The following is a 13399-nucleotide window of genomic DNA, read 5'->3' as shown; positions in this document are numbered from 1 at the left end:
TTATTTATTCATCATCATCCGTTTCCTGAGTCGGGGTTATCTGCTGTAATAAACTGTTTACTTCGTCCTCCGTCGCTGTTAACTTGGCTTTGCAGACTTGAATGAGGTCGGAAGCCCTCTTGATTTTTCCCGCGAGCTCATCAATGTTTGTTGTGCCATTTTCTATTTCCCTCACGATAGTTTGTAACTCGTTAAAGGCATCTGTGTAGGTATAATTCTGTCCCATTATGCTATGCTTGATATGCTTTCTTTAAATTTTGTATGGCGATGCCAAATTAAGTATTGTTCTCATCTAGGTCTTCCTTTGGAGATTTATCTGTCACAGTACTGGTAAGCTCTCCATATTCGAGTATCGTCTGTATTACATCGCCTTGAGATACTTGTGTCACCGACTGCAGTAATTTTCCGTTAACCTTAGTAATTGAAAACCCTTGTTTTAATAGTCTAATTGGATCAGATAGCTGAATAATTCGTTCGGTATGAGCCAGTGCCGTTTTGTGCTCATAAAAGCGCAATTTTAACAAGGCGTTAAGATCATGTTGAAATTGCTGGATGGCCGCCCTCGAGGTCTGAATTTCTCTCTTTCCGATCCATTGTATATGCGTTGCCAGTTGAGATAATATATTGTGCTCTTCTTTAAATCGGGTAAGAATGAGTTGCTGTATACGCTCTGCAGCCCGATCGACTGGAATAGCAAAATTATGAAACTTCTGAATCAGAAAATCGGCCAGCTCACTGGGCGTAATCGCGTTTTTATAGGCTACCATTTCGCTAACTGTATAATTCGTCGAATGCCCAATACCCGTCAATACGGGGATGGGAAATATAGCGATAGCACGAGCTAGCAAGTAGTTGTTATAACTGGAAAGACCAACCTCACCGCCTCCACCACGGATGATGGCGACCACATCGTACCTGTCTATTTTTTCAGCAATAATGGCAAGTTGATTTATAATAGAAGGTACTGACTTGTCTCCTTGTAACAATGCAGGGAAGAGCGTGGATTCGATGCGGTAACCCCAAAGGTTTTGATTAATAATCTTGTAAAAATCAGAAAGCCCCTTACTTGTTTCTACTGAAATAATTGCCAATCTTTTGGGAACCACAGGAAAGTCCAATAATTTATTAGACTCATATATGCCCTCTGCTTTCAGCTTTCGAATACTGTCTAACTTCTCCTTTTCAAGTTCGCCTAAGGTAAAAGTCGGATCAATATCAACAATGCGCAAGCTTAACCCATACATAGGGTCATAGGAAATACTTGCCTGAAATAACATCGTGATCCCTTCTCGTAAAGGTTCTTGCGCGACTTTAAGAAAATTGTTGTTGATACGATTGTAATCAGCTTTCCATAGGATCGACCGAATTTCAGCGACAATTTTTCCATCCTGTTTTTCTACCAGTTCAGGATAACAGTGGCCAGAATGCGTATAATGATTGAGCTTGTTCATTTCAGCTTTGATCCAGTACAAACTCTTATACCGCTCTGCAAGTGTCTTTTGGATACTGCGGCTGACTTCCAGCAAGGAAAATATCGTTTTATCTTGAATCAATTCTGGCATTAGTCAAACTTACAGAAAAAACCTTCATGATGCAATTGGGGGCAATGCCAATTGGGGTTCCCATGAATTGCGCATAGCCTGAAGTGGATGGTAAAATAGTAGATCAATCTAGAAACGCGCAATAGGTATAAGTAACAAAATTGATTTTTTTTCGTACGAACCTATTCCTTCGTTATATAATTCGTATTTTTATTTGATAGAACCTAAAAAACGATAAAAGCAGAATGAAAAAACGATTTTTTGGGGCATTATTTGCAGGTTTGTTCTGTATTAGCCCCCTGTTTGCTCAATATAAGTCTACAATTAAAAACGAAACGATACTGTTTAATAACCTCGATCAGTTGCTGCCTTTAAAAAATCTGGATCAACTTCGTATCGCAGTTGTTGTTCCTAACGCGGCAAAATATAGGATGTTTACGGACCAACTGGCTCGTTATGCAAACACCAAAGTTTTCGATTTTAATAAATTTGATGAGGACATCAAATATTATAATACCATTATTGTGGCGGGAAAGGAAGATGATTTAGATGCCGATTGTCTAACACAGTTGAAGCAGGCTGTATTAAACAATAAAAAAGTTATCCTTTGCCATTTTTTTGAAAATGACAAAAACAAAAAGAGCCTATCTGAGCATCCACAATCTGATTTGATCGAATTGCTTGCTCCTTTTTCAGAAATTGGACAGCAGCAGATGGCAATGTCTATTTTTGGTGGGATTTCTATTACCGCCGGTAACGTCAAAACCACACAGACAAGAATACAATATGGCGCTGCCTCAAGTTCTAATCTGAACCTGACCAAATTGACGAAGAAAATTGATGCCATTGCACAAGAAGCCATCGATAAGCAGGCAACTCCAGGAGCTGTAGTCATGATCGTGAAGGACGGACAAGTACTCTTGGAGAAATCTTACGGTTTTCACACGTATTCCAAAGATATACCCACAAAAACAACTGATATTTTTGATCTCGCATCTGTCAGTAAGATTGCGGGTACTACTCCTGTCATTATGCGTCTTACCGAGCGGAATATTATTAATTTGGATAGTACTATGGGGCACTACCTGTGGCAGGCAAAGTATACCAATAAAAAGGATATCAAACTTCGTTCCGTCATGTTACATGAAGCGGGATTTACACCTTTTATTCCCTTTTATAAATATCTGAAGGGGGGCGATGTTGTGTCGGCAGCCGACGATAACCATCAGGTGAAAATGGCCGATAACAGCTATATCCTCAACAATTATTACCGTGATGTCATGTGGCCCGAAATGCTAAAATCACCGGTAAAACCCACGGGAAATTATGTGTATAGTGATATCAGCATGTATGTGATGAAAGAAGTTGCAGAACATCAGACTGCTGAGCCTATGCAAGATTATGTGCAGGAAAACTTTTATAGACCATTGGGGATGACCCGTGCGGGTTACCTTCCACGCGAGCGTTTTGCAAAGGATGAAATCGTTCCTACCGAGCAGGATACCTCCTTTCGAAAAACATTGTTAGAAGGCTATGTACACGATCAGGGTGCGGCAATGGCTGGCGGTATTGCTGGGCATGCTGGATTATTTGCTACCGCAAATGATTTGGCAATCTATGGTCAGTTGCTATTGAATAGAGGCGAGTATGGAGGTGAGCGTTACTTTAAAACAGAAACCATCGATTTATTTACCTCTAGGCAATCGGCAAGCAGTCGGCGGGGATTAGGTTTTGACCGCTGGGATCCGAATCCGAAAAATGAATATCCATCTAAGTTAGCGAATAGCACTGTATTCGGACATACGGGCTATACAGGAACATGTATTTGGATTGATCCACAAAATCAACTGATCTATATCTTTTTGTCTAATCGCGTACATCCTCAGGTGAGTACTAGGCTGTTGGATCTAAATATCAGAAGCAGGATTCAGGACGCTATTTATGAAACGATCAATGAAATTCAAAAATGATAAAAGGCCTCTTATTACTTGGACTAGCAATGACAACACTCAGCAATGTTGGATATAGTCAAGACTATAAACAGATACACCAAGATTTGGTGGTCGTCGACGGACACAACGATGTGATTTATGAGTCCATTTTCCAGGGAAAAGATATCGGCCAGCGAATAAGTACGGGAGCGACAGATTTGCCTCGACTGCGGGAAGGCGGTGTAGATGTGCAGGTCTTTGCTGTGTGGTCCGATGACGCGAAGTGGAAATCCGGAGCATTTAAGCATGCCAATGACCAGATCGATGCATTGGAAAAGATGATTGCAGCAAATGCCGATAAAATAAGTTTGGCAAAATCTTCAGGTGACATCGATGCGATCTTAAAAACAGGTAAAATAGTTGCGTTGATCGGTGTGGAAGGTGGAAATATGATTGAAGGAAGTGTTGACCATCTGGTCCGGCTTCATGAGCGCGGCGCCAAATACCTCACTTTGACCTGGAACTACAATTTGCCTTGGGCAAGCTGTGCCGCGATGGAATCGGGAGATATGCGTTCCAAAGATAAGGGGTTGACAGCGCAAGGGCGAGCAATTATCCGCAAAATGAACGAATTGGGGATGATGATTGATCTGTCTCATGGAGGAGAGCAGACTTTCTATGACGTGCTGTCGATAACGACCAAACCGATCTTGGTTTCGCATAGCAACGCCTATGGATTATGTCCACATTTCCGTAATCTGAAAGATGAACAATTAGAGGCGCTGAAAAAAAATGGCGGCGTTGTTGGTGTGAATTTTTATTCAGGTTTTTTGGATCCTGCCTATGAAACAAGGCTTAAGGGTTTGTATGCAAGTAAATTTGGCGATACCGGAGATACAAAATTGAGTACCTGGGCCATGTATGAAAAGTTGCCAAAGGAACTTCAACGGCAAGCCGATGCTCCACTGTCGAAATTATTGGATCATATTGACTATTTGGTCAAAAAAGTGGGTATAGACCATGTTGCTGTAGGCTCGGACTTCGATGGCATAGAATCCTCACCCCAAGGTCTAGAAGATGTTTCTAAATTTCCGTTACTGACCAAAGCGCTGTTGGATAGAGGATATACAAAGACGGATGTTGCGAAGATTATGGGACAAAATTTCTTGCGGATCTTAAAAGAAAATGAAGGATAAACACGTCGGCTTTTTTAAGGCTTTTCAGTGGGGTTCAAGTATACATGCAGTATTGTTGAGGTATTGTTAAAGCAGTGATGTAGTATATACCGTAATAATACAGCGTATGAATTTAACCCTTATCGAAGCATTATTAGCGAAGGGCTAACCAGTCCTTGCGTAATGTCTTGGGGAACATATAATACGTGCGACGCATGATATTGCGCTTTTAACAGCTATAAATTTGTAATTTCGTAGTATGGCAAAATCAAAATCTGCATACTTCTGTCAAAACTGTGGCTACGAGTCTCCCAAATGGATGGGGCAATGCCCTTCTTGTAAACAATGGAATAGTTTTGTTGAGGAAGTCGTCGAAAAGGCGAGTTCAAAAGTGCCTGAATGGCGTAGTTCTACTACAGGAGGAAGCACAAAGAGAGCGAATAAAGCTGCAATCATTCACGAAATTGTCTATCAGGATGAATTACGGATATTGACTCCTGATCAGGAGTTTAACCGGGTTCTTGGCGGCGGTATTGTTCCAGGGTCATTGGTCCTTATTGGAGGCGAACCGGGTATTGGGAAGTCGACGTTGATGTTACAGCTCGCTTTATCGATTCCACAAGTGAAGACCCTTTATATTTCTGGGGAAGAAAGCGAACAGCAAATTAAGATGCGGGCAGAACGATTGTCACAATCATCCAAAGCAAATTGTTATATTCTTACCGAGACATCTACTCAAAATATTTTCAAGCAGATCGAGACGGTACAGCCCAATGTCATAGTCATAGATTCTATACAGACTTTACATTCCTCACAAATTGAATCGGCGCCAGGATCGGTTTCTCAGGTACGCGAATGTACCGCAGAGTTGCTTCGGTTTGCAAAGGAAACGAGTACACCAGTTTTTATTGTAGGGCATATTACCAAGGATGGGTCTATTGCAGGTCCCAAGGTTTTAGAACATATGGTGGATACGGTGCTTCAATTCGAAGGTGATCGCCACCATGTCTACCGAATTTTACGGGCCGTCAAAAATCGCTTTGGATCGGCTTCAGAACTCGGGATTTATGAAATGCAGGGGTCGGGACTGCGGGAAGTGTCAAATCCTTCGGAGATTATGATTTCCCAACGCGATGAACCTGTAAGTGGGGTTTCCATTGCGGCGATGCTCGAAGGAATGCGTCCTATGATGATTGAAGTGCAGGCGCTGGTGAGTAATACGGCATTTGGAAATGCACAGCGCTCTTCCACAGGTTACGACACGAAGCGATTAAATATGCTGTTGGCTGTTTTAGAGAAACGCTTTGGTTTTAGGTTAAGCGCACAGGATGTATTTTTGAATATTGCCGGTGGGTTGCGTGTTGAAGATCCTGCGATCGATTTGGCTGTCGTTGTTGCAATTATTTCTTCACAACAGGATATCGCGATTCGCTCCAATCTGACTTTCGCAGGTGAGATTGGTTTATCGGGCGAGATCAGAGCTGTAAACCGTATAGAACAGCGGATACAGGAGGCTGAGAAGCTGGGCTTTGATGGTATTTTTATTTCTAAATTCAATACCAAAGGATTGGACGCTAAAAAATATAATATTGCCATCCGTCCGGTTGCCAAATTGGAGGACATCTTCAGTGCCTTGTTTGGCTAAGCGACAAAAAGGGGTAATCAATCGTTTAATATCCTAATTTACTGGGATCATCTTAAAATAGATTTTTTCAGAAAAATGGCCTTCTTCAAAGAATAAAAATTAAAAGACCATGCTTTTACTAAAACATGGTCTTTTTTATGGATCGTCTATAGTTTACTTTTTCAAGACTTCTTTCAATTTCGCGCGTAAAGCATCACCATGTAAATTCTTGGCGACAATTTTCCCATTGGGATCGATCAGGACATTCTGAGGAATAGATTTTACGCCATATAATGTTCCGACATCATTTTGCCAACGTTTAAGATCCGAAACATGACGCCAGTGCAATTTATCTGCATGGATGGCTTTGATCCAAGAATTGCGATCCTTATCAAAGGATATACCCAATATTTCGAAGTTTTCACCTTTAAATTGTTGGTATGTTTTGACAAGATCCGGGCTTTCGACACGGCAATCGGGGCACCAAGATGCCCAAAAATCAAGAAGCACATATTTTCCTTTAAAGTCCGAAAGCTTTACAGGGTTTCCAGTGGTGTCATTTTGCGTAAACGCTGGCGCTGTCTTTCCAATTTGAACCGTTTCCAAGGTATTTAAATAGTCTTGGAACTCTTTCCCTTCACTTGAATTCTTGACATTTTTACTCAACGTATTATAAAGCGCCTGAAGCTCGGGATAAACCGGGTCATATCCGCCAACTCTACGCAAGTCAACTAATGTCGAAATAGAATCCGGAGCAGCCTTTACGCGGGCAATATACTCCTCTTTGGTAAGTTCCTTTTTTTGTGCCGAACCAATGAATGGCAGAATTAAAAAAAGTAGTGTGATGTATTTTATCATGTTATTATTCTTATATATATTTACAAATATAGGAAAATCCACTAATTTAGTAGATTAATAAAATGTCAAAAAATGAACTTTAACCTAACTTCTAAACTTCCACATGTCGGTACGACGATCTTTACCAAAATGACGATGCTTGCGAATGAGCAGCACGCTTTAAATCTGTCGCAAGGTTTTCCTGACTTTGAGACCGATCCGAAGTTGGTGGAATTGGTTTCTAAGGCAATGGAAGCGGGACATAACCAATACGCGCCAATGATCGGAGCACAGACATTACGTGATACGATCTCCAAAAAATACCGGGAAGTTTATAACGTGGCGGTCGATGCAACGGCGGAGCTTACTGTGACATCAGGTGGTACCCAAGCAATTTTTACAGCTATTGCCGCAGTCGTTAGACCGCAAGATGAGGTTATTATTTTTGAACCGGCATACGATTGTTATGCGCCGACTATCGAATTGTTTGGCGGTAAAGTTGTTCCCGTGCGATTAATGGCACCTGATTTTCAGATTGACTGGGGTTACGTCGCTACGTTAATTAATTCCAGAACTCGTTTAATCATCATTAATAATCCGAATAATCCAACAGGCAAAGTGCTGGGTAAAGAAGAGTTAATTAAACTTGGGGACTTGTTGGCAGGTACCAACGCACTCTTATTGAGTGATGAAGTGTACGAGCATATCGTTTTCGATGGTGTCTCGCCCCAATCGGTATTGGAAATACACTCATTACGCGAGAGAAGTTTTGTTGTTGCTTCCTTTGGAAAGCTATTGCACACCACGGGTTGGAAGATAGGTTATTGCATTGCTCCGCCACAATTAACGCAGGAATTTAGAAAAGTGCATCAATTCAATGTATTTAGCGTAAATACACCCATGCAATTCGCTATCGCGGAATATTTGGAGGATATAAGCTATGTCAAAGGTCTATCGGAATTTTTTGAGCGAAAAAGAAACCTATTGAAAGACGGATTAAAGGGATCCCGGTTTACGATTCTTCCCTGCGAAGGAACTTATTTCCTGAATATCGATTATAGCGCGATCAGTCAGGAGAAGGAATTTGAATTTGCTTGCTCGTTAACCAGGGAGCACAAAATTGCAACCATCCCACTTTCAGCGTTCTATAAAGAAGCTACAAATCAACAAGTTTTGCGGGTTTGTTTTGCTAAAAAGGATGAAACGCTATTAAAAGCTGTCGAGATTCTGAATAAGGTATAGCTGTATTATTGGGGTAAAAGAATAGCTAAAAGGTTTTATTTAAAATATCGCTAAGAAAGAACCACTTTATTAAAATTTTACTTCAACTTGAGGTACTAATTTTATAAATTTGTAATTCACGTTTATCAACATACCCATAAAATGGCTAGATTAAATTTATTGGAAGAAACACGCTTCGAAAAAGTCCCTGTGAGCGTCTATCCAGATCAAAATTCAGCTTCGAAAAACGTTGCAAATCGTATTGCTGAAATTATTCGTGCAAAGCAAGAGAAAGGTGAGAAAGCTGTTCTGGGCCTTGCTACCGGTGCCACTCCGGTAAAAGTCTATCAAGAATTGATTCGTTTGCATAAAGAAGAAGGTTTAAGCTTTAAGAACGTGATTACCTTCAATCTTGACGAATACTACCCTATGCAACCTGATGCCGATCAGAGTTATGTGACCTTTATGAACAAAAACTTGTTCGATCATGTAGATATTGATGCGGCTAATGTAAATATTCCAGATGGTACCTTAGCTCCTGACCAAGTAAATGCATTCTGTGAAGCTTACGAACAGAAGATTACAGCAGCAGGAGGTTTAGATATTCAATTATTAGGTATTGGCCGTACAGGCCATATCGGTTTCAATGAGCCAGGTTCTGCACCTAACTCAGGTACACGTGTGGTAACGTTGGACGATTTAACTCGTCGCGATGCTTCCCGTGCTTTTGGTGGAAAAGAAAATGTACCAACAAAAGCGATTACCATGGGAGTAGGTACAATCTTTAAAGCGAGAGAGATTATTTTAATGGCTTGGACCGAGACAAAGGCTGAGATCATTAAAAAAGCAGTTGAAGGTGAAATCTCCTCGGAGATTCCTGCAACTTATCTTCAGTTATCGGACAACGTTGAATTTATTCTTGATGAAGCGGCAGCATCATTATTGACACGTTTTGATCTTCCTTGGTTGGCAGAAGATGTTACCTGGACACCTTCATTAATTAAAAAAGCAGTCGTTTGGTTGGCTTTAGAGATCAAAAAACCAATCCTGAAACTTACCGACGAGGATTATAATGCGCACGGGATGGCCAAGTTGGTTACAGAGACCGGTCCAGCATATAATATTAACATCCGTATATTTAACGAACTTCAACATACGATTACGGGATGGCCAGGAGGTAAACCCAATGTTGACGATTCACAACGTCCTGAGCGTGCTAACCCAGCGGAGAAAAATGTGATTGTATTTTCTCCACATCCGGATGATGATGTCATCTCGATGGGCGGTACATTTATTCGCCTGGCAGATCAAGGACACAATGTCCATGTTGCTTACCAAACTTGTGGTAATACAGCAGTTTGGGATGATGATGTGGTACGTTATCTGGAGTTTGCTGAAGATCTTGCAAAACAAATTGGGGCAGAGGCAGAAGCTTCTCAGATCGGCCGCATTTATGATGAAGAAAGAGCAATTTTTGCAACAAAAAAACCAAATCAGATCGATACTGAACTTGTCCGTAAAATCAAAGCATTAATCCGTAAGGGTGAGGCGATCGCAGGAGCCCGTTTGGTTGGTTTGCCAGATGAGAATATCCATTTCCAGGATCTACCTTTCTATGATAGACAGAAGTTTTCAAAAAATGTATCTTTTGAAGATGATATTCGACAAACAATGGAATTGTTGCGTCAGGTAAAACCACATCAGGTATTTGCTGCGGGTGACTTTGCAGATCCACACGGTACACATAAAGTATGTTTCGACATTCTGTTTGAAGCACTAAACAGATTGAGTAAAACGGATGAGTGGACAAAAGATTGTTGGTTGTGGTTATACCGTGGAGCATGGCATGAATATCCTATCCACGAGATCCAAATGGCCGTTCCTTTATCACCACAAGAAGTTTATCGCAAACGTTTAGCCATCTTTAAACACCAGTCTCAAAAAGATTTGCCTGTATTCCCTGGAGATGATCCACGTGAATTCTGGGTGCGTGCTGAAGATCGTACAAGCGAAACAGCAGCTTTATATGACCAACTAGGTTTGGCAAACTATGAAGCTATCGAAGCGTTTGTAAGATGGAAATTTGACTAAAATGATTGTCTAAATAAACAAAAAAGTCCTGAGCCTGAGTTGGTTCAGGACTTTTTTGTTTTTAATCATTCTAAATAGCTTATTTTTTATACCTTTGCGTTATTATTTAGAATAATTAAAAATAATTACCCAAAATTATTAACATGGACAAACACTTACTAGCTCTTGCTTCTACATTTTTAATCGGAGGTGCAGTATATGGTCAAACTTCGGGAATCGTCAAAGGTAAAGTCGTCGATACACAAAATAATCCTTTAAGTTCAGTAACCGTTTCAATCGGAGATAAAAAAGTACGTACGGACCATAGAGGTCATTTTAGACTGCATGGCATCGACCAAAATACGGTGATTAAATTCACCTACATGGGCTACCAAACAACCGTTGTCGATTATGTTTTTAGCACGAAAAGCCCTGAAGTGATTATTGATCCCATTACGCTAGTGAGCAATGAGCAGGCCATTGATGAGGTAGAAGTGTTTGGTGAACGTAACAAAAAGCCAAAAGGCTTGGAGATGATTACACGTATGCCATTAAAACCTTCGGATCAAATTCAGAGTATTTCTGTCATTTCCAATAAGGTAATTCAAGATCAGGGTATTCTTACTTTGACGGATGCTGTAAGAAATATTCCCGGTGTAACCTTGTTTGGTTCTTATGGGGGTGTTAAAGAATCTTTGTCAACCCGTGGGTTCAGAGGGGTGCCTGTATTGAAGAATGGCGTGCGGATGGACTCTCAATTTCAAACTGCATCTGGAGTTGTTGATATGCAAGGTGTGGAGTCTATTCAAATGATTAAAGGGTCTGCTGCCGTTACACAGGGTGTTATTACCGATATTGGTAATGCCGGTGGTGTAATTAATGTGGTCACTAAAACCCCTAATTTCACGAATTCCGGTGAGGTGGGTGTTCGTGCAGGAAGTTGGGGACAATTCCGCCCAACCTTTGATTTCCAAACGGTACTGGATAAAAAACAGACCGTTGCTTTTCGAATGGATGGCGCGTATGAACGTAGTGATAGCTACCGTAAAAGTGTATCCTCTAACCGTGTTTATTTAAATCCATCGTTAGCTTGGAAACCAACGGATAAGACAACAATTACTTTGGAGGGTGATTATTTTAATGATAATCGCACGCCGGTTAATTCCGCTGTCAATTTAAATCCTTCACAGGGGGTGAATGCGCTATATGTTATCCCGAACAATAAGTTTTTGGGCTTCAATTCCGATAATAATAATACAGAGATGAAGAGCTTTATGGCGCAGATCAATCATGAACTGACTGATCGCTGGAGCATCCGAGCCTCTATCGCAACGTCATCTTATCAGGTTGATAACCAATCATCATCTTCCTCATTGATTAAAGATGATGCAAAACAATATAATACCTTCTCGCGCTCAATGAGTAAGAGCCTGCGCGATGACAAAAATAAAACTTTCCAGTTTGACTTGATCGGAAAAGATCTTTATACGGGTAAGGTAAAACATTTGGTTCAGGCAGGGGTGGACTATCGTATTGCTGATGCGACAACAACTTCTTTTGCCGGAAAATTAAGTCCACTGGAGAAAAATGTTCTTTTGAAAAAAGCCGATCAAAATAGCAATGTAATTGATATTATTGATATCCATGGTGATTGGGTGAATGATCTTTCGGAAGTGGTATACGTCGATTCGTTGGGTAACCAGCGGAAAGGAAAGCAAATTGTCTATACAGCAGGAACTCCTGTACGGAGTTATTATTCTTCTATAGGATTTATGGGGCAAGACGTTATTGAATTTAACAAATACATTAAGGCTGTATTAGGTTTACGTTATTCCGAAATTACAACAAAAGATTTTACATCAAACGGTAATAAAAGGGAGTCGGCTTGGAATCCAATGGCGGGAGTGATTGTTACGCCATTTGAGAATTTCAACGTATTTGGATCTTATACAAACTCAACGAATTTAAGAAATGCGGCAAATCCTTTAACAGATGGTACAGCGGCAGGTGCTTCTAAAACCGAACAATTTGAGGGGGGAATTAAATCCGATTGGCTGAATAATCGTTTACGTTTCAATTTAACCTATTTCCATATTTATACCTCAAACTTGACGAATGCGGAGTATACACCAGGCACGAATGTCGCCACAGGATTATACTTTAAGGCCGGGGATTTGGTGCGCGATGGTATTGAGGCAGAGTTGAACGGTCGTGTATTGGAAAATTTGACAGTGATGTTGGGCTATGCGTATTTAGACGCACGTTATAAAAATTCACCATCTTATATGGATGGATCGGCACCGATGAATGCGCCAAAACATACGGCAAATGCATGGATACAATATGTATTTAATCAAGGAGCTCTTCGGAACCTGAGCTTAAGTGCCGGAGTTTATTATGTTGGAGACCGACCTGTCAATGAATATAGCTTAACCCCAAATGGACACGGCGAATATTATGGTACAGAACCTTTCAATATGCCCGCATATACCACATTAAATGCACAGGTGGGATATAAATGGCGCAAATTTGATGCGAAAGTCTTCGTAAATAATATCACCAATGAGATCGGATTGAATTCATACTTCCGCGGTGGTTTTATTAATCAGATTGATCCAAGAAATGCTGCGGTTGCATTGAGTTATAAGTTTTAAAGATATAAGTCTATATAAACAGAAGAGGCTGTCTCAAAAAGGCAGTCTCTTTTTTTGCATTATCTAAGGTTTATTATTTGTTTTAACTGTTTGATTTTCATATATTTATAGTGTAAACAAAAAGGATATATGCCATCTCAAAGAGCTACTTTTAAGCCTTACTATCAGGACCAGATCATGGCCATTCCTCCAACTTTGGACGAACTGGTGTCCAAAGGTCATCCGGTACGTATCGTTAACGATGTAATCAACCGGATCAACATCCAGTCCCTATTGGACGCTTATAAGATAAAAGGCTGCTCCAGTTATCATCCGCAGATGTTGTTGAAAGTTTTGGTGTTTGGCT

10 protein-coding genes are annotated in these 13399 nt (G+C 40.7%); 7 read left to right on the top strand and 3 right to left on the bottom strand.

Annotation, left to right across the window (positions count from 1 at the left end; genetic code table 11):
* Positions 1–4 precede the first annotated feature (4 nt).
* Positions 5–226 carry an exodeoxyribonuclease VII small subunit gene (gene xseB, locus IQ31_RS12765; RefSeq protein WP_070562394.1) on the bottom strand — a complete coding sequence of 74 codons (222 nt, stop codon included), beginning with the start codon at positions 224–226 and terminating at the stop codon, positions 5–7.
* A gap of 49 nt (positions 227–275) precedes the next feature.
* Positions 276–1562 carry an exodeoxyribonuclease VII large subunit gene (gene xseA / locus IQ31_RS12760; RefSeq protein ID WP_145328228.1) on the bottom strand — a complete coding sequence of 429 codons (1287 nt, stop codon included), beginning with the start codon at positions 1560–1562 and terminating at the stop codon, positions 276–278.
* Between the two features lie 224 nt (positions 1563–1786).
* On the opposite strand from xseA, the gene IQ31_RS12755 reads away from it, so the two are divergent.
* The 3 genes from IQ31_RS12755 (at position 1787) to radA (ending at position 6292) form a co-directional block, all read left to right on the top strand.
* Positions 1787–3511, top strand: coding sequence for a serine hydrolase domain-containing protein (locus tag IQ31_RS12755; protein WP_145328227.1), 1725 nt, complete (start codon positions 1787–1789; stop codon positions 3509–3511).
* Positions 3508–4668 carry a dipeptidase gene (locus IQ31_RS12750; RefSeq protein ID WP_115045989.1) on the top strand — a complete coding sequence of 387 codons (1161 nt, stop codon included), beginning with the start codon at positions 3508–3510 and terminating at the stop codon, positions 4666–4668. The genes IQ31_RS12755 and IQ31_RS12750 overlap by 4 nt, the downstream gene beginning before the upstream one ends.
* Before the next feature lie 238 nt (positions 4669–4906).
* Complete coding sequence (radA, locus tag IQ31_RS12745) at positions 4907–6292, top strand: DNA repair protein RadA (RefSeq protein ID WP_070562381.1); 1386 nt, start codon at positions 4907–4909, stop codon at positions 6290–6292.
* Between the two features lie 153 nt (positions 6293–6445).
* Here radA and IQ31_RS12740 read toward each other — a convergent pair whose 3' ends face one another.
* On the bottom strand, positions 6446–7129 hold the full coding sequence (locus tag IQ31_RS12740; RefSeq protein ID WP_115045986.1) for a peroxiredoxin family protein: 684 nt from the start codon (positions 7127–7129) through the stop codon (positions 6446–6448).
* 72 nt (positions 7130–7201) lie between these two features.
* On the opposite strand from IQ31_RS12740, the gene IQ31_RS12735 reads away from it, so the two are divergent.
* From IQ31_RS12735 to IQ31_RS12720, 4 genes are all read left to right on the top strand, one after another.
* Positions 7202–8350 carry a methionine aminotransferase gene (locus IQ31_RS12735; protein WP_145328226.1) on the top strand — a complete coding sequence of 383 codons (1149 nt, stop codon included), beginning with the start codon at positions 7202–7204 and terminating at the stop codon, positions 8348–8350.
* Between the two features lie 141 nt (positions 8351–8491).
* Entirely contained in the window at positions 8492–10420 is a 1929-nt protein-coding gene (gene nagB, locus IQ31_RS12730) for a glucosamine-6-phosphate deaminase (protein WP_145328225.1), read from the top strand.
* A 143-nt stretch (positions 10421–10563) separates the two neighbouring features.
* Positions 10564–13053 (top strand): TonB-dependent receptor, encoded by a 2490-nt coding sequence (locus tag IQ31_RS12725; protein WP_145328224.1) that lies wholly within the window; start codon positions 10564–10566, stop codon positions 13051–13053.
* A gap of 129 nt (positions 13054–13182) precedes the next feature.
* Positions 13183–13399: transposase (locus IQ31_RS12720; protein WP_483259535.1), on the top strand; the 217-nt coding region annotated here is incomplete at its 3' end.

This window comes from Sphingobacterium siyangense, assembly GCF_007830445.1.
GTDB classification, from domain to species: Bacteria; Bacteroidota; Bacteroidia; order Sphingobacteriales; family Sphingobacteriaceae; genus Sphingobacterium; species Sphingobacterium siyangense.
Note: the sequence above shows the minus strand (reverse complement) of the source record. Positions and strands in the feature narration are given on the sequence as shown.